This window comes from Chryseobacterium lathyri (assembly GCF_030812195.1).
GTDB classification, from domain to species: domain Bacteria; phylum Bacteroidota; class Bacteroidia; order Flavobacteriales; family Weeksellaceae; genus Chryseobacterium; species Chryseobacterium lathyri_A.
In genome coordinates this window covers 1,866,814-1,885,393 of sequence record NZ_JAUSSF010000001.1, presented here as the reverse complement: position 1 = coordinate 1,885,393, position 18,580 = coordinate 1,866,814, and the positions used below count along the sequence as shown (strand labels likewise).

Here is an 18,580-nt window from a genome sequence, read left to right as displayed (position 1 = left end):
GAACTATGAAAACTCTAATTAAAATACTCAGCATATTCATCCTTACTTTTTGTCTGTTTTCATGTGATGAAGATCTTATAGAACAGGCTAAGACAGGATCATTAACAGGAAAAGTTGTAAAAAGAGGTACCAATGTACCTATTCCTAATGTGAAAATTTTTACAGCGCCCACCACGCAGACGGTTTTCAGTAAGACAGACGGCACATTTGAAATTGCTGCCATGCCGATAGGAAATTACTCTGTGAAGGCCGAACTATCGGGCTATGTTACCAATTTTCAGGGTGTTAATATACAAAATGAAAACCAGGTTATAACTGTGGTTTTTGAAATGGATGATGATGAATCGCTTAATTCTCCTCCTTCTGCACCGCAGCTGCTAAGTCCGGTAGACAATGCAGTAAACCAACCTTTAAACGTTGAGCTGACCTGGACTGCTACTGATCCTGACACAGCTGATGTTTTAAAATATAGTTTAACAATTAAAAATAACCTTGATACGAACGTGATCCAGGTTGATGATTTGGCGGCGAAGCATTATTCGTTGTCCAATTTGAAGTTTGGTGTTAGTTACTTCTGGCAGGTGTCTGTTTCGGACGGCATTCACCCGCCAGTTTTAAGTTCCATCAGTAAGTTTACTACCAATACTGTTCCGGCCAACCGGTATCATTATGTACAGAAGCAGAGCGGAAACTTTGTGATCATGTCAAGTGATGCGCAGGGAAATAGCTTCCAGTTTACCAATTCATCCTACAACAGCTGGAGGCCAAGGAAAAATAATAATGCAGGACTGATCGCGTTTCTGCGGACTGAAAGCGGAAGTACCCATGTTTACACGGCAAATCCAGACGGATCTAATCCTTTTAAAGTAACTACGGTAGCAGCAGGAGGATTTAATAATTATGAACTGGATTTTGCCTGGAGTACCAACGGTCAGGAAATTCTTTATTCAAATTTTAATAAATTATACAGGATCAATAAAGACGGAAGCGGGCTGGCTCTGGTGTACACAACGCCGGACGGAAACATGATCTCTGAATGCGACTGGAGCTATGACGGAAGCAGGATTGCCCTGAAAACGAATGACTACAGTGGCTACAATACAAAAATATTTGTGATTGATATGACAGGAAGTGTTTTGAAAACTATTGTTTCAGGACTATCCGGGGCCGCAGGCGGACTGAATTTCTCTGTGGACGGACAAATGCTTGTATACACCAGGGATATGTCAGGATATCAGGACGGAAGTGGAAATTACCGCCAGCTGGATTCTCATATTTTTATCTATAACCTGGTAAACGATACAGCTTATGATATTTCTGTGGAAAGCGAAAAACCACTGGGAACTAATGATCTTGATCCTAGATTTTCTCCGAATAATGCCCAGATTATCTTTATGAATACCTCCAATGACAATATTTCACAGAAGAATGTAATGGCCATTGATCTCAACAGTTCTATGACAGATCTTTCCAGAGCAGCTCTTTTTATCAATGCTGAAATGCCGGATTATGAGTAGGAAAGATGTGAGTTGTGGATGGTCAGTTGTCAATTATAGTAATTGGCCATTCATTGGTGAAGAAAAATTCACTTTTTGAATGTGAGGTTGGGGATAGAGTTTCAGACTGTTAGGGATGTTGAGAACTCTTTACTCTTTATTCATAAGGTATATTCATCCTTTATTTGCAGAAAAGCCATAACTGCTGTATTTTAAAATTCACTATTCAATTGCAATGTAAAGTGACCATTCACTTCGATTAACTCCAAAAAAATTCCAAACCTGAAGGTTTGGAATTTTTTTGGAGTTAATCGAATAGGTTTTCATCAGTCGATAATGTGATTTTCTAAGGCATATTTTACAATTCCTACGGAATTTTTTGCGTTTAATTTTAAGAGAATCCTTTTGCGGTGGGTTTCTACAGTATTGATACTTATAAAAAGCTTTTCAGAAATATCTTTACTGCTGAATCCGTCGCATATCAGTTTAAGGATTTCCATTTCTCTACGTGTAAGGGGTTCTTTCATGTGCAGGTTCGGCTTCCCTTCGTCGCTGCTGATAAAGTTGATCATTCTTTCCTTTGCATTGTCACAGATGTAGATTTCGTTCAAAAGCAGAACATTGATAGATTTCAGGAATTCATTGTATGTGCTGTTTTTGTCAAGGTAGCTTTTTATGCCTTTGTTAAAAAGCTTCCGGATGTCTGTCATATCATAACTATTGCCTATGACAATAATTTTGATTTTTTTGTTTGTGGAGGTAATGTCTTCTACAAGTCTGAAAATATCTGTAAGCATCAGCATATTGGAACTGATAACCAGAATTTCCGGTGGATCATTTTTTAATTGTTCAAATAAGGGTTCATAAGAATTACAAATGTCAATCGTGTTAAAAATTTTGCTCTGAGAGAGCAGTTTTGACAAACCTTCTGTATACAGTAGCGGTTCATCAAAAATGATTAATCTAGGTTTCATCATGGTTAGTTTTTATTTATATAAAAATATAAAAAAAACTTCATATTTTAAATAAAAATAATAGATAATTGTATTTTTTTACGAAAAAAATGATTATAAAACATAAATTTTATTGATTATTTGATAAATAAATCTCTTATTGTGGAGTTTTGAATCCTAATTTTAGAGTTATTATAGTTAAAACTCAATGTTAATGATGATTTTAATTAAATTGAAATTGCAATAAAAATTATTTAATTAACACGGTAGGGATATGTTGTACCGGAAAATTTACCGACCTAGCAATAAAGCAAAATTGTCCTGCCTTGTGATGAAGCTCCTTTGCTTTTTCAATCATTGATTCTTCCTCTATCATCACTGTGGGATGCAAAATAACTGACGTAAAGTGTCCGCTTCCATCTGCTGTTTCGGTCATAGTTCCTGTAGCTTCATCCGTGTAGTGCGTCACGGTAATGCCTTCCTCGGAACAGAAATGAAGATACCATAACATATGGCAGGAAGAAAGTGAGGAAAGAAAAAGGTCTTCGGGATTGTGCCTGGTTTTGTCTCCGCGGAATGCAGGATCAGAAGAGCCTTCAATGAGAGTCTTGTTTTCAATTTGAATTGTATGGCTTCTTTCGTAATCTCTGTAGTTGCTGGTTCCTGTTCCCTTGTTGCCTGTCCAGTTAATTGTTGCTTTGTAGTGATGTTCTTTGCTCATTTTTAGTTTGGAAATAAAAAAAAGTATCTGCTAAAATTAAGCAAATACTTTTTTAAAAGAAATTGATATTTTTTTCTTTAATTCTTTATTAGTTTTTTCGCAATCATTCTTCCGTTTTCGAATGTAACTTTTGCTATGTAAGTTCCTTTTAACAATCCTGCAAGATTGGTATTGTTATCTTTTAGAGTTTTTACGATTTTTCCATCTGTGGAATAGATTTCTATTTTGCTTACTTTTTCTTTTGTGATGAACACTAAGTTTTGTTTAACAGGATTTTCAAAAGAAATATCAGGATTGGATTTTATCGTCTCTGTTGTTGACAACACATTGTTAATTAAATACTTTACAACGTAACCACCCCCGCTAGCCATAATATTATTATCATTCACGATCATATCTTCAATTCCTGTTAAAGCGATATCCGTTTCTATAAAATAGTTAAAAACAGGATCTACCGAACCATTTTGAGTAAGTCTAGAAATAAAATATGTACGGTCAAAGTCTTCATTCGTTCCTCCAATGTAATAATAACCATTTTTCTCAATAATATTTACAATCCATGTAGAGGAAGGGAGTAAGGCCGGATCGAAATTAAAAGTATTATCCAATGTTCCGTTTGGCTTGATTCTATTAATTTCAGCATTGAAATTAGAATAGACGATATTATTATTACTATCCATAAATGCAGTACCAACAAAGTCGCTTAAGGTAAAGGACATTTGTAAGACACCATTATTACCAAAATTTATTAATGGTTGGCCATTTAAATCAAACTTTTCCATAATGCCACTATTAGTAAGATTGATTATATTAGATTGATTATCTATTAGTACAAATGACCCGATTGACCCAGTACCTTGTGTTAATACAGAACCATTATTTCCAAAGGTGCTATCGATACTTCCTGTAGCATTTAGTCTATAAATTTTATGACGGATTTGGCCGGCTGGGCCGCTCACGCCATGAACAAGTATTTTTTCATTTTGCAGGATAAGTCCATAAGAACGATCATTTACATCGGAACCAAGTTCCGGTATTGTTGAGGAACCATTAACGCCAAAAGCATTATCTAATTGTCCATTTGGAAGAATTCTGGTGGTGGCAGCTCCTCCATTATAAAAACCAAAAGCTAAAAGTTTACCATCAGGTTGTTTTTTTAACTGGCTATCGGCAGAAATATAGGGTAATTCCAGTTCTCCGTTGGTTCCAAAAGATGTATCTATAATTCCGTTTGCAGTAAGTTTTGATAAGAAAGATTTTTCAATTCCGGAACTATTAATTTTATTATAGATAAAATAGATGCTTCCGTCTGAATTTTGGATCATTCTAGACCAGTAATTATTGTTACCTGAGATTGTAAATTTTCCACTTGAAGCAAAACTGTTGTCTTTGGAGATAACCTGTGCAGATACACTTTGAATTACCATGAGTAATCCAAGTAATAAAATTTTTTTCATTATTTATGATTTAAAGATTGTTTATATTAAATCTCCCATAACTAAAATTACTTTTTATAGTTCTTAAAGTTTGGTTGTTTAGTTTTGCAATTTTACGAAGAAGGTTTACTTGATACCAAAATAAGAGCTATTACATAATTATTACATGTTTTATAACTTACATATAATCAGTTTGTTACTTTGTTTGGATACTTTGAGTATTAAATCTGTTTAATCGATTGTCCAAAATGAATTTAAGATTATATATCATGCTTAAATATAATTATCCTAATAGGATCAGGGGGTATTTGCATAATTTCGGACAAAAAAAATAAAAAAAACCTCCAGAGAATCTGAAGGCTTAAATTTTGTTTTAATTAGAATATCCAACCAATTCTTCTTTTTTCGAATTGTAAATCTTGTATTCTAAATATTTGAAAGAATCCCGTGGGATGATGGTTACCCATTTTTTATACTTCATAAACCATTTCATCTGGATGCTTTTGATTCCTTTGGTAAGGTAAGCTTCAACGAAAGGGTGTACATGCAGGTAAAGTTTACCTTTATCCTTTTGTATAATATTCCTTATGGTTTCCTCCATTCTTTCCACGATTACGATCGGAGCTATAATTTCTCCATCTTTGTTCGGGTTTTCTTCTTTGGTTTCGATCTGCTTTTCCGGGCGGTTCCTTTGTCTGGTAATTTGGATCAGTCCAAATTTGCTCGGTGGAAGAATTTTGTGTCGTGCTTTGTCACGTTTCATTTCTTCTTTCAGGTGTTCGTACAGATCTCTTCTGTGTTCAGGATTCTGCATATCGATGAAGTCGATTACAATGATACCTCCCATATCTCGGAGACGAAGCTGTCTGGCAATCTCGGTAGCTGCCATTTTGTTTACTTTCAGAGCGTGCTCCTTGTTTACGGCGGCTCCGGTTGTAATATTATTTCCGGAGTTTACATCAATCACGTGAAGTGCTTCTGTATGCTCTATAACAAGGTAGGCACCTTTTGAACTTGGAATATTAACGTGCTTTCCAAAACTCTGTTTGAGCTGTTTTTCAACGTTGTAATATTCGAGAAGAGGAATGTGGGAATTGTAAAACTGGACAATATTCTTTTTTTCAGGAGCTATAACCTCCACATAGTTGGTCATTTCGTCTACCATCTGTTCATCGTCGCAGATGATACTCACGAAATCCTGGTTGAAATTGTCTCTTAAAATAGCTGAAGCTTTGTCTTCTTCGCTTAAAACCCTGGCCGGAACTTTACTTTTTTGAATGTTTTTGAAAGTGCTTTCCCATTTTTGGATCAGCTGATTCATGTCATTGTGAAGGTCTGCTACTTTTTTTCCTTCCGCTACAGTTCTTATGATAACACCGAAACCTTCAGGCTTAATGCTGTCAATAAGCGTTTTCAGTCTTTCTTTCTCCTCAGTGGTCCTGATTTTTTTGGAAATGGAAACTTTATTATCGAAAGGGATCAGAACGAGAAAACGTCCTGTTAAAGAAACCTGGGTAGAGATCCTCGGACCTTTAGTAGAAATAGGTTCTTTAGTAATTTGAAGCAGGACAAGATCATCTTTTGCAATGACTTTGTCTACGGTTCCGTTTTTGTCTATTTCGGGCTGTATCTCGAAATTTTTTAAGCTTGAAGTGCTCTGTTTTTTAGAAATAGTATCTTTTAAAAACTTCCTGTAGGTGAGATACTGTGGCCCCAGATCCTGATAATGCAGAAAAGCATCCTTATCGTACCCGATATTTACGAATGCAGCATTCAGGTTGGGTGCAAGCTTTTTTACTCTTCCTACAAACAGATCTCCAACTATAAATTCGCTTTTGTCCTCTTGCTCATGAAGTTCACATAGTCTTCCGTCTTCCAGCAGTGCAATCTTTGTAAGATCATCTTCATGCGAAACTATTAGTTCTTTCTTCATTTTGTATAAGATAAAAATTTATTAAGATTATAGGAAACTGGCGTATTTTTTTGCGAATAAATAGTTTTAAATATAAGAATTTAGAATGAAATTGCTGTATATTTTAAAAAAAATATCTGCAAAAGCCTTTTTTCCTTAGGAATCTTATAGTTGCAAACAAAAATATAGTCGGTGAACTCTAAATAATTAAAACCACCAACTATATTATTATATTGTAAACCTCGAAAAAAAGAGATTATTTTTTCTTATGTCTGTTTGCTCTTCTTCTTTTCTTTCTTTTGTGAGTTGCAACCTTGTGTCTTTTTCTTTTCTTTCCGCTTGGCATAATTTTAATTTTTTAGTAACTAGTTAATATTCAGTTAATTTTTATTTTACTGCGACTTTTGTTTTTACTTTCTCTACAAAAGATTTTGAAGGTTTGAAAGCAGGAATATTATGAGCAGGAATCTCAATTGCAGTGTTCTTAGAAATATTTCTTCCTGTTTTAGCAGCTCTTGTTTTAATGATAAAAGATCCAAAACCTCTCAGATAAACGTTATCCCCATTATACATAGAAGTCCTGATCTCCTGCATAAAAGCTTCTACAACTTTCTGTGTTTCATTCTTTTCTGTTCCCAACTTATTTGAGATGGTGTTTACCAATTCTGCCTTTGTCATTTCCTTTTTTAATTTTAAATTTTAGGTGTGCAAATTTAGTTAAAAAAATTGAATACTAGCAAATTAGTGGCAAAATATTTTTGTTTAAAGAGTTGGAGTTTTTATGTTTAGTCTATATTAATATTACGTTAAATCTCTCTACATGCTGGAATTGTAGTAGCCATTCTCCACACAGAAACGGATGAGGTGCAGCTTTGTTTTCAGCCCCAGTTTTTCCGTAAGCCTGTTAATATAGGTGTCAATCGTACGCGTGCTAAGATTCAGTTTTTCAGCAATTTCCTTGTTGCTGTAGCCTTCGTAGCAGAATTTCATGAGCTGTATTTCAGTTGGGCTCAGCTCTTCTTGGCCTTTCTTCTGCCTTTCCATATAATTCTGTACTGCCAGCGGCTGCTGTTCCCATTCCTTAGAATATTTTCCGTAATCGAAGCCGTCAGAAGCAATACTTCCTTTGATGATATCTTTTATAATGGTGCTCTTTTTCTGGCAATAGTAGATATTCGGGATTTTTGAAAGAATTTCTGCCATATCTTCCTGATAGGTGCTGGAATAAGTTACAATGGGAGTTTCCGTATTGTTTTTCCTGATGTATTTGATAGCCTCTATTCCGCTTAATACCGGCATGAACAGTTCTATGATAAACACATCTTCCTGTCTCCTGTAAATCCTGTTCACAAGTTCATGGCCATTATTACAGTCATTCAGAAGCATATAGAAGGGGTTTTCCATAAGTGTTTTGATCATGATCTTCTTAAAGTAGAAGTCACTGTCAGCTATAGAAAACCGGACTGTGTTTGATAATAATTTACTCACTTTTAATATCGATTTGGTATTTGATATTTAAAATTCAGAGGCCTAATTTATGAAAAACTTATGAAAGGTAAAATTAATCTTAGCTTAATTAGGGTTTTCACGAAATTACATTAGGGAAAATACGTATTGTGCATAAATTTTTTTTTTTATATTTTCACAGGCCAAACAAATCACAAACATATGTCTTCTAACAGAGAAAAAAAACTAAACAAATCTGATGTCAGAGCAGGCATTTGGAAGTTTATTCTGTCTTTCACCGTTTTGTCGGTGGTGTCTTTTCTGTGTTTATTCTTCTTTTTTAAAAGCTACAGTATACAACGGGAAGGAATTGTACGGGAAGCTGATGCTTACAAAGAGCTTATGATGCGGGGTGATGTTCTCAGGACTCATGTAGATAAAATATATGACCAGATGAACCAGCTTAACATCAATAAGGTAGAAAATGATGTTTTCCTCAGAACCAGAATTATGGATGATGTGACGGAAGCGAAAAACATTATGGGCAAAGACAGTGCTGATAATTTTAAGCATTATGCCGTTCTGATGAAACAGATAGAGCCTATGCTGAAATTGAAGAATGACATCATAGGGGTGGAATCCCAGAAAAAGATAGTTCTCAGGGATCTTGAGGAATGTATAGCAAAAGTAGGAAGGGCTAACGGCCAGCTTAAAAAAGATCCTACAAGGAATTTTACAGGAGGAAGAAGAAGATAATAAAAAATAAGTATATGCAGGGATCTATTATACTATCTAAGAAAGAAAGGCATTATCAGTTTTTTTATTTAATACTGATGCTTTTAGCAGCTATGATATTCTTCGGAATCATCTTTTTAAAAGGTTACGATTCTCCATTCTCCGAAGAAGATGTAAGAGGAATACAAAGTCTTGAGCAGAAAGAAGCATTCGAAAGCCAGCAAAAGATCTTACAGCCCGAAATGGACAGTACGTATGTTCTCATCAGCAGAATTGCAGACAAATCTCCGGAACCTTTTGCCGAAAACAATATTTTTAATGGAATTAATGGTCTTGCCAGTCATTTTCAGGGTAATAGCAATGTCATGGATATCCGTAAAGATGCCTATCCGCAGATCGCTAAATTCTACAAAATGTATTTTGAAGACAAAAAAGTTATTTCTACCACTACAGAAGATGTAAAAAGATTCGAAAAAGAAGTGGAAGACTGCAGAATCGGTTTTAAAGATAAGCAAAACCGGCTTTATGAAAGAGAAAATGCATTAAGAGCAAGAACCCAGTAGAAGAAATAAACATTATAGGAATAAACACATCACAATCACTTAACTATGAATTATTTTCAAAAAAACAAAAAGAACATTATTATTGGTGTTATCGCAACGCTGCTTATTGCGGCACTCATTGCGTTATGGCTGCAGAAAAAGGTAATCCATTCTGCCGATGATATTGTAGGAGTAGTCTATCCTTCCTCACTATCCGTAGGAGATACCCTTTTATTTGAGGATAAGACCCAGTTTGCAAAAACCAAGAGATGGAATTTTGGAGATGGAACAACTTCAGACAAAAGTACCGGAATACACTTTTATAATAAACCGGGCTATTATTCGGTAAGCTTGATTATTGATAACAAATATAGCAAGACTTTCCCTGTGATGGTTTCGGCCAGATATCAGAAGCCAAAAGACAGTGCGAAAATCAGTACCGTTATTGAGGCCCCTACACAGGCGATGCAGAATGAAAATGTACAGTTCCGTGCAGTTTCGGAAGCTACACAGTTTGCGTGGAAGTTCGGTGAAACAGGCAATATAGATGCTAAAGAGAAAATGGCCATTTATTCTTATAAAAAACCGGGAGATTACCGCGTGGCACTATTCACGGAGGAAAGCCAGGAGCCTATTTATCACCTTATCAAGATTCTTCCGGCTTACAACTCTTTGCAGGAAGATGAAATACCTGTAGAAGATTCCTATAAAAAGGTTGATGATGACTTCAAATATCACCTACAGCAGATTGCCAACGGAAACAGCTTTAATATGCATTATAACTACCTGTTGAGAACTTATCTGTGCAACAACGAGAATACGGTAGTAAAAGTAAGTGACAGTAAGGCAAATAACTTCTACATGTACTGCGCAGGGCTTCAGTTTGACAAAAACGTTGTGATCCAGAGTGTAAAGGTGAACTTAGACGATAAGCAGAACTGTGTAACGAAGGTAGATATAAACCAAAGCAAATAATAAAGTCCGGCATCACGGATACACCAATCATTAAAATAAAATAGGATGAAAAATAAATTTCCTCTAGCAGCATATTATATAGGATTATCAGTATTGTTAGCAAGCTGTCAGGTGAAGCTGCCGTCTAAAAGAACTCCTGAGCCGTCTCAGTACGGTCAGGTAGATAATTCGCCGGTAGTGAACGGGTACCCCAAAAAATCCGTCCCGTGGATCGTTATTTCAGACAGATCCAGAAATACGGCCTATCTTGATAAAAGTGACGAAAAATCTTACAAAGAAGTTAAATTCCTGGAACCTTTGATGGTTTTGAAACATAGGGATGGAATGGTAAAAGTTGCAGAATACGTTCCGGATGCTCTGATGAAAAAGGTTTCGTCAAAATCTATTAAAACCTATGGCTGGATCCCGGAATCTGATCTGCTTTTATGGAACAATTCTTTAAAAAGCGAAAAAACAGGTTTCCCCGTAAGAGTCGCTGTAGTTCCGAATCACAGTGAAGTGATCCGAAGTGCAGAAAGATACTATAAGAATGATTCCATCATGGTATTCAACTCACCAAGCCTTATAGAAGCTGCCAATGTCAAAATTCCAAACGGACAGATGGTATATGTTTACAAACAGGCAGAAAATAATAAACGTTTTCTGGTAGGTAAAAAGCCTTCTATTGATATAGACAGCATCAGCACTAACCTTTACGGATGGGTAAATGCCAACGTGATCTCTGCATGGGGTGAGCGTTCTGCCGTAAAACTGAAAAATGATACACAAGTTACAGAATCAGCGCTTGGAGTACATGAAGGATATCCTGGTGCAGCAGACGCAGAAAGCAGAACTGCAATTCTTCTTACAGACACAAACAAGAGAACACCTCTTGAGAATATTTATCCGGTAAATTTAGCATTGAATGAAGCTCCAACACCGGACTCCAAAACAAAATACTTCACCAATATTTTAGATTACAGTAAAAATTATGTATTTAATGTTTTAGGGGAAGAGATTTATTTTGACCGTTACAGGGAAATCACGGAAAGAGATAAAAATATCAACATTGTTTTTGCTCTGGATGTAAGTGCTCCGAATGCCCCGTATACCCCGATCGTTAAGTCCCTTCTTCAGGATCTGCAGCTCAGATTTGAAAAACCTTCTTATTTCAATGGCGTAAAATATGGCGTTGTTTTATATAAGAACAATCCGTGTGGAGAAAATGTCATGGCATCCAATTTAAGTACAGATTACAGTAAGATCACCAAATTCATTGATGAGAAAACCAATGAAATGAACTGTGCAAGCAACAGTGGATACCAGCCGGTTGGCGAAGCGCTTTCTGCTGCAGGAAACCTGCTTTCTAATGTTCCGGATGAAACCAATATTGTCGTAACCGTAGGTACTTCAGCCAATCAGAGCGGAAATATGTACAGTGTAATCAGCTCCCTTACGCAGGCACAGGCCAGGGTGATTATGTTCCAGACCAGCGCAAGATCATCCGATACTTACAACGATTTTGTATTAATGGCTGAAAATGTGGTAACCAATACTGCCAAAAATATTGCCGAACTGAAAAAACAGAAGATCATTAACCAGAGTGATGTTCTTACCAAGAATAACTTTAACCTTGTGGAAGGCGATGCCGGATTCTTCTCACTGGATTATCCAAAACAGAGTATGTCCCAGGGATTTGTTATCTTCCCTAAAAAAGGTGATGTTGCAACCCCTGGATACCTGAAAAAATCTGTAGACAGCCTTATTGCACAGGTGACTTTAGACAATGAAACGATTGATAAATCACTGAATGAGTATTTCCATTCCTCGGTAGGAGCCGGAAGAACAGATGTAGATCTGAAATATAAATATCTCTTCCCTGGTCTTACCAATCCGGTTTCTGCAGGAATTGCAGCACAGTTGATCAACTACGGAAATCCATTCCTTGTAAAAGGATATATCCCGAAAAGTCTGAAAGATTACAAGCCGGGTATAGAAAAAGGGATCCTTATTTCTGAAACGGAATACGATAACTTAAAGAACTTCTATACCGAAGTTTATCATAAGACCGAGCCTGAAAGAGCAGATTTTAACCAATCCAGAGCAGTTAAGGAGTATATCAAACTTCTGAAAAAATATAACCCTACCTTAAAATTCCTGGATAAGTCTGAACTGTATGAAAAACCAATGGCTTACGCAGTAGGATTAAGTACCGGTTTTGATAATTCTGAAGATGAGCTGATGTCGAAATACAAACTGAAAGGCTGGAAAAAATCTAAAATTGTTTTAAAAGAAACAGCAAGAGCATATTTTAAGAACTATAAGAATCTGGCAGAACATATGCTTTCCCACAGAAACAATCCGGCTGTGAAGATCCAGCAGAACGGGCAAACCTTCTACTGGCTTAATGAATACTTTATGCCGACCACTCAGACCGTTGATGAACCGGAATACACAAAGCATTAACCATTAATGATCTCATAACAAAAGCAGGAGTATAACTTCTGCTTTTTTTGTGTTTAAAAAATTTAAGGATAAGAATAATTTTTAAACAACAAGATTTACAAACCTGCATTCCGGAGCTCAAAAAAGAACGCCAAAACTTTCCTATTTCTCAATTAAGTGTAAAATTCCTCTTTTTTCTATATATTCCAATAAATTGTGACCCTTGTTCTAATGACGTATGACGGCGATTTTTAAATCCAAAGTCGTAGAATTACTACAAAATATGAAATTTATATCAAAATACTTTTAGAATAGAAATAAGCTCTATATATTTGTTAAACAAACACCACATCACAAAATATTAATAGTGAATAAAATTTACTGTTATGGCAGAAAATTAAGGGAAATCATAACATTCAATGGCGGGAATAACAGAAGTTATTGAAGTTTAGAATATAGATGATCATCAGATTGCGGCCATATAACTAAAGATGCACTATTACACATCAACATTCATAAGAAAAGATCGTCCCCTAAAGACGGTCTTTTTGCTTAAATATTTAAATAAATGCTCTTTAGGCACACAGAAATATGCAACTAAAACCACAGAATACCACGGAAATTCTTCATTTCAGCCATCCAAAAATATCGGAGGAATTTCAGAAACATTTGATTTCATCACCCGAAAACTTATTACTTCTCTAATCAAAGAATTAACTATCTTTATCTTACACACATTTTGCATAAAAAAGATATATTTGTAAAAAGTATATTTTGACAGATTGCACCAAATAATCTGATAAAAAAGAAACACAAACATATTAATATTAGAAAATTATAATGGGAGTACTAGTAACCAACGAAACAGTAAAACAGCTATTTCATATTGCTCAGTCGATAGCGAAGGAAAACTATAATGCCACATACGGTGGCCCGCATATTCTGCAGGCCTTAATGCATAAAGATATTGGCCTCAGTGAATTTCTCAAAAGTATTGATAAAGATCCCGGCTACTTTTATGAATGGGCAGACGTCCGCATTGAAGACTATCCAAAGACAGCACATCTTCCGGATGAGGTACGTCAGGATGAAGCTGTGGACACCCTTACAGAAGAAGCGGACGACATTCGCTTAAAATTGGGGCTGGATGAGATCACACCCATCTGTATTCTTACCGCTATTGTCAAGCCTCAGGTGATTTTTTCATTGCAGCAGCTGAAATCGCTTCCCCTGAGAGAACATGAAATATTCAACTTATATAGAAAAGATACCCCTTTTGCTGTATCTGAAGACGGTGACTTTTCATCACTTTTTTCGAACGGTTCAGATTTCACAGATTCATCATTTCCGTCAATAAAAAGTTACTGTGTAGACAGAACTGCACAGGCCAGAAAAGGTGACCTTGAAAACATTATAGGAAGAGATAAAGAACTGAGAATGCTCGTTGAGATCCTTTGCCGCAGAAGCAAGCCGAACGTCATCATCATTGGTGAGCCCGGTGTAGGAAAAACAGCACTAGTAGAGGGCTTTGCTACAGAAATTACCAAAGGAAATGTTCCTGAAATGCTGAAAAATGCAACCCTTCTCGAATTGGACACCGGAGCATTATTAGCCGGAACTTCTTATAAAGGCGAAATTGAAGACCGTCTGAAAAAAGTCATCACTGAATGTAAAAAAATCGAAAAGGCAGTTCTTTTCATTGATGAAATTCATACCCTTCTTGATCCGAAAGGAAGCATCGGAAATGTAGCCAACCTTCTTAAACCCGAGCTGGCAAGAGGTGAAATTACAGTGATTGGAGCCACAACACAGGAAGAATACAGAAAAATCATTGAGCCGGAACAGGCTTTCAACCGTCGTTTTGAAGTATTGACAGTCAATGAGCCGGATGAGCAGACCTGTGTGAAAATGATCGATGTGCTTCTTGACGGCTACAAAAAGCACCATGGCATCGAAGTAGAAAAAAACTCCATTCCCGAATGCGTACGCCTTGCAAAAAGATATGCAAAAGGCAAAAAGCTACCTGATGCAGCAATTGACCTGCTGGACCGAACTATGGCAGCCATTAAAATGCTGGATGAGCTTTCGGAAAAAGAATTGGCAAGCTGGAAAGAAACTTATGAGGCCATTTTAAAAGAAGAATTTACCGACAGCAAAGACCAGGCTAATGAACTCATCTGGAACTATAATCTCCTGAGAGATAAAATAAGTCCTATTCTTTGGGGATCATTAAACGAACAGCCGGTTATCGACAATTCCATGCCTGTTGACCAGATCCACAAGATCATTGATGATACCTATGCAGAGCTTTTAAAGCATGCCGCTGTAAAAAGAGAAAAAGTAGACCGTTTAGAGCTGGCAGCAGTAATGGCGGCAAAAACAAATATTCCGATCGGGAAGATCCAGGCTCAGGAAAAAGAAAAGCTTCTGAATATGGAATCCCTTTTACTGAACAGAGTGGTGGGGCAGGATCACGCTTTAAAAATCCTGTCAGATGCTATTGTTGAAAACCGAAGCGGATTGAATAAGCCAGGTCAGCCTATCGGATCATTTTTCCTCCTGGGACCTACCGGAACAGGGAAAACCGAGTTGGCAAAATCTATGGCAGAGCTTCTCTTCAATGACGAAAAAGCCATGGTACGTTTTGATATGTCCGAATTTAAAGAAGAACATTCTGCAGCATTACTGTATGGAGCGCCTCCGGGTTATGTAGGGTATGAAGAAGGAGGAATGCTGGTTAATAAAATCAGACAGCAGCCCTATACCGTTGTTTTATTTGATGAAATCGAAAAAGCCCATCATTCCGTTTTTGATGTTTTCCTGCAGATTATGGATGAAGGAAAAGTTCATGACAAACTGGGAAAAGAAGGTGATTTCAGTAATGCCATCATACTATTTACTTCAAATATCGGAAGTGAAGAAATTGTAAAACAGTTTGAAGAAGGAAAAGTTCCGGAATCATCTTCACTGATGCAGATTATGTCCAATTCAGGAAGATTCAGGCCGGAGTTTCTAGCCAGGATTACAGAGATCATTCCTTTTGCCCCGATCACAGAATCTATTGCAGAAAGAATTTTCAATATCCAGCTCAAATCACTTCATACTTCACTGACAAGATTGGGAATGACCTTAAAGATCAATGATGAAGCCGTGAAAAACCTTGCATTAGGAGGATTCAGCAGCAAATACGGAGCAAGACAGATCTCCGGCGTAATCCGTGCACAGCTGGCAAGACCAATCTCTAAAATGATCGTAAGGGAAGAAGTGAAATCCGGGCAGACCATCCATGTAGACTGGAATAATGAAGAAGAAAAACTAAGCTGGGAAGTAGATTAAAAATAATATTAAGAAAGCTCCTGTTAAGAAAGCTTTCTTGCCAATAACCATAAGAAATTAAAATGAAAACTGTATTCAAAAATATCTTTACAGGACTGTTGCTTGCAGGAACTTTTGTAATGGTGAACGGACAGTTTCTTGCGGCTTCCGATACTTCGGAAAGCAGCGTGAAAAAGTATAACAGCATTATAAATGCCAATAAGGAAATCGTTGAATTTATTGAATATTCATTGGTACAGAAAGGGCTGCCCAGACATTTGAGAAACCTGGCCCTGATTGAGTCACATTTCAACAGAAATATAACCTCAGGTGCCGGAGCAGTGGGAATATGGCAGTTTATGACCTCCCATGCCAACCAGTATGGGCTTACAGAGCAAAACCGAACGGATGTGTATAAAAGTACAAAGACCGCCGTAGTTTCCCTGGCAAATCTCTATAGGAAGTATGGCGATTGGATTACCGTTGTAGCAGCCTACAACTGTGGTGAGGGAAATATTGCCAAAGCTATGCAGAATGCAGGTTCAACGCAATATCATATATTTTCTAAATACCTTCCCGGTGAAACGATTAATCATGTTAAGAAATACCTGAATGCATGCTATGCAACCGGCGAACTGGAAAGCGTATTGAACAACTACAATTCTTCAAGGCTTAATAAAATTTTCTTTACAGAAGGCGGAAGCGGTAAAAATAATGCTGCACCGCTTCAGGAAACAGAAATTAATGCCGGATTTAATCTGGATGTCATTGCTGATGAACTGGATGTAGAAATGAATGAAATTCTAGCCTGGAACCCTGGAATCGTTGAGGAACTGCAGAAAAAAGGGGAGAGCCCTCTGTATCTTCCTACCGATCTCATGCCGGATTTTCTTTTGAAAAAAAATAAAATTCTTTCCCGTTCTATCAAAGAAGGAAGCCGTATGCAGCAGCAGTAAATCTGAATAGAAGATAATATTAAACCGTAATCTTAGTACGGTTTTTTTTGTTTCAATGGGTTATTGTTAAGGACCAGCTAACTATTCTAAAATTCTTAATATTTCTCTTTTAAGTGTGAAATTTCTGCTGCGGATGCTGTTGTGGATTTAATTTTAAGATGTTTTAAATCAATGTATTATATATGATTTTAAATCTATTATCGTAGAATTACTACATCAAATCGTAGAATTACTACAAAATTTCAAATTTATATTCAAAAGCTTTTTTATCAAAATACGACGTTATATATTTGTTCCACAATCAATCACCAAATCACAAAATATTAACGATTAAAATTTACGAATCATGGCAGCAAATTCAAGAGGAATCTTAAAATTCAACGGAGGAGAAGGTCAGAAGCTATTAAAGCTTAACTACAGCGTGTCAAGATCTACAGACGTTTCAGGGCGCGTAGCATCAGATCCTTCCAATGCTCTTATCAAAATTACAGTAGAAGCTACTGAAAAATCTGATATCCTTGAGAGCTTATTGAACGGAAAATATAAGCCGACGACAGGAGAAGTTACTTTCAACAAATCCCATGAAGAAGGAACATTGATTACTTTAAACTGGAACAATGGATACGTAATTCAGCACCAGGTAGAATTCAATGCGGTAGACGAAAACAGTATGCTGATCAATTTTGTAGTGAGCGCAGAAACAATTGACTACGGGACTTCTAAATTTAACGGGCTTTGGCCTATAGAAGGCAAATAATCCAAACAATCATCTTAGTAAAAATAAATTGGTACAGAATAGTGTATTCGAAAGAATGCACTATTCTTTTTTGTCGTTTTGGGACGATCGGATCTAAAATAATCCAGCCGAAGTTCTCAATAATCCATCCATCTGTCATAGAAAATAAGGGATGGTCAAAACAGCCACCAGATACATTAAAAGCTACATATCTTAGCTGCCTTATTTCTTTGTATAGTGTTTAATTTTGTCTTTTTTAATCTTTTAAAATCCCTTATAAATAAACCATTTCAACATTATGTTAAGTCAAAAATCGTAGAATTACTACATCAAATCGTAGAATTACTACAATATTTCAGATTTATATTCGAAAACTTTTTCTTTATGCATATCGATTCTATCTTTGCTCTGTAATCAATCACTATCCACATCATATATAACAATTAAATTCACAAATCATGGCAGCAAATTCAAGAGGAATCTTAAAATTCAACGGAGGAGAAGGTCAGAAACTATTAAAGCTTAACTACAGCGTATCAAGATCTACAGACGTTTCAGGACGTGTAGCTTCAGATCCTTCCAATGCTCTTATCAAAATTACAGTAGAAGCAACTGAAAAATCTGATATCCTTGAAAGCTTATTGAACGGAAAATATAAGCCGACGACGGGAGAGGTTACTTTCAACAAATCTCACGAAGAAGGTACACTGACTACTTTGAAATGGGAGAACGGATACGTGATCCAGCATGAAGTAGATTTCGATGCGGTTGACAGCAATAGTATGCTGATCAGCTTTGTAGTGAGCGCAGAAGTTATCACTCTTGGTAACTCTGAGTTCCACGGAATGTGGCCTTTAGGTAATTAACAAGACCCAAGTCTTTTAGTAAAAAAATAACATCAGAACAGAGCAGCAAAAATGTTGCTCTGTTTTT

General features: G+C 36.5%; 15 protein-coding genes. 9 read left to right on the top strand and 6 right to left on the bottom strand.

What is annotated here, in order from left to right; translation table 11 throughout:
* Positions 1-5: 5 nt before the first annotated feature.
* Positions 6-1,517, top strand: coding sequence for a carboxypeptidase-like regulatory domain-containing protein (locus J2T03_RS08420; protein ID WP_307210665.1), 1,512 nt, complete (start codon positions 6-8; stop codon positions 1,515-1,517).
* Between the two features lie 305 nt (positions 1,518-1,822).
* Here J2T03_RS08420 and J2T03_RS08415 read toward each other — a convergent pair whose 3' ends face one another.
* The 6 genes from J2T03_RS08415 to J2T03_RS08390 all read right to left on the bottom strand — a co-directional run bounded on the left by J2T03_RS08415 (position 1,823) and on the right by J2T03_RS08390 (position 8,006).
* Positions 1,823-2,473: a response regulator transcription factor gene (locus tag J2T03_RS08415; RefSeq protein ID WP_306844130.1), complete on the bottom strand. Its 651-nt coding sequence runs from the start codon at positions 2,471-2,473 to the stop codon at positions 1,823-1,825.
* 226 nt (positions 2,474-2,699) lie between these two features.
* Entirely contained in the window at positions 2,700-3,170 is a 471-nt protein-coding gene (locus J2T03_RS08410; RefSeq protein WP_307210662.1) for an OsmC family protein, read from the bottom strand.
* Between the two features lie 77 nt (positions 3,171-3,247).
* A complete protein-coding gene (locus J2T03_RS08405) occupies positions 3,248-4,627 on the bottom strand; it encodes a T9SS type A sorting domain-containing protein (protein ID WP_307210659.1) in 1,380 nt (459 codons plus the stop codon).
* Between the two features lie 352 nt (positions 4,628-4,979).
* Positions 4,980-6,539, bottom strand: coding sequence for a ribonuclease E/G (locus tag J2T03_RS08400; protein WP_306844134.1), 1,560 nt, complete (start codon positions 6,537-6,539; stop codon positions 4,980-4,982).
* 366 nt (positions 6,540-6,905) lie between these two features.
* Positions 6,906-7,196, bottom strand: coding sequence for an HU family DNA-binding protein (locus J2T03_RS08395; RefSeq protein ID WP_002984212.1), 291 nt, complete (start codon positions 7,194-7,196; stop codon positions 6,906-6,908).
* 138 nt (positions 7,197-7,334) lie between these two features.
* Positions 7,335-8,006 carry a response regulator transcription factor gene (locus J2T03_RS08390; RefSeq protein WP_306844179.1) on the bottom strand — a complete coding sequence of 224 codons (672 nt, stop codon included), beginning with the start codon at positions 8,004-8,006 and terminating at the stop codon, positions 7,335-7,337.
* Between the two features lie 180 nt (positions 8,007-8,186).
* On the opposite strand from J2T03_RS08390, the gene tssO reads away from it, so the two are divergent.
* The 8 genes from tssO to tssD (J2T03_RS08350) all read left to right on the top strand — a co-directional run bounded on the left by tssO (position 8,187) and on the right by tssD (J2T03_RS08350) (position 18,513).
* Positions 8,187-8,720: a type VI secretion system TssO gene (gene tssO, locus J2T03_RS08385; RefSeq protein ID WP_306844181.1), complete on the top strand. Its 534-nt coding sequence runs from the start codon at positions 8,187-8,189 to the stop codon at positions 8,718-8,720.
* 14 nt (positions 8,721-8,734) lie between these two features.
* Positions 8,735-9,262: a type VI secretion system transmembrane protein TssO gene (locus J2T03_RS08380; protein ID WP_307210656.1), complete on the top strand. Its 528-nt coding sequence runs from the start codon at positions 8,735-8,737 to the stop codon at positions 9,260-9,262.
* A 45-nt stretch (positions 9,263-9,307) separates the two neighbouring features.
* On the top strand, positions 9,308-10,216 hold the full coding sequence (locus tag J2T03_RS08375; protein ID WP_306844185.1) for a PKD domain-containing protein: 909 nt from the start codon (positions 9,308-9,310) through the stop codon (positions 10,214-10,216).
* Positions 10,217-10,261: 45 nt separating this feature from the next.
* The gene (gene tssR / locus J2T03_RS08370; RefSeq protein ID WP_306844187.1) at positions 10,262-12,661 is read left to right on the top strand and encodes a type VI secretion system protein TssR domain-containing protein; all 2,400 of its coding nucleotides are present in this window, start codon (positions 10,262-10,264) and stop codon (positions 12,659-12,661) included.
* Between the two features lie 819 nt (positions 12,662-13,480).
* Positions 13,481-15,976 (top strand): ATP-dependent Clp protease ATP-binding subunit, encoded by a 2,496-nt coding sequence (locus J2T03_RS08365; RefSeq protein ID WP_307210654.1) that lies wholly within the window; start codon positions 13,481-13,483, stop codon positions 15,974-15,976.
* Positions 15,977-16,038: 62 nt separating this feature from the next.
* A complete protein-coding gene (locus tag J2T03_RS08360; protein WP_307210651.1) occupies positions 16,039-16,911 on the top strand; it encodes a lytic transglycosylase domain-containing protein in 873 nt (290 codons plus the stop codon).
* 346 nt (positions 16,912-17,257) lie between these two features.
* Positions 17,258-17,668 carry a type VI secretion system tube protein TssD gene (tssD, locus tag J2T03_RS08355; protein WP_307210649.1) on the top strand — a complete coding sequence of 137 codons (411 nt, stop codon included), beginning with the start codon at positions 17,258-17,260 and terminating at the stop codon, positions 17,666-17,668.
* Positions 17,669-18,105: 437 nt separating this feature from the next.
* Complete coding sequence (gene tssD, locus J2T03_RS08350) at positions 18,106-18,513, top strand: type VI secretion system tube protein TssD (protein WP_306844194.1); 408 nt, start codon at positions 18,106-18,108, stop codon at positions 18,511-18,513.
* The last annotated feature ends 67 nt before the right edge of the window (positions 18,514-18,580 follow it).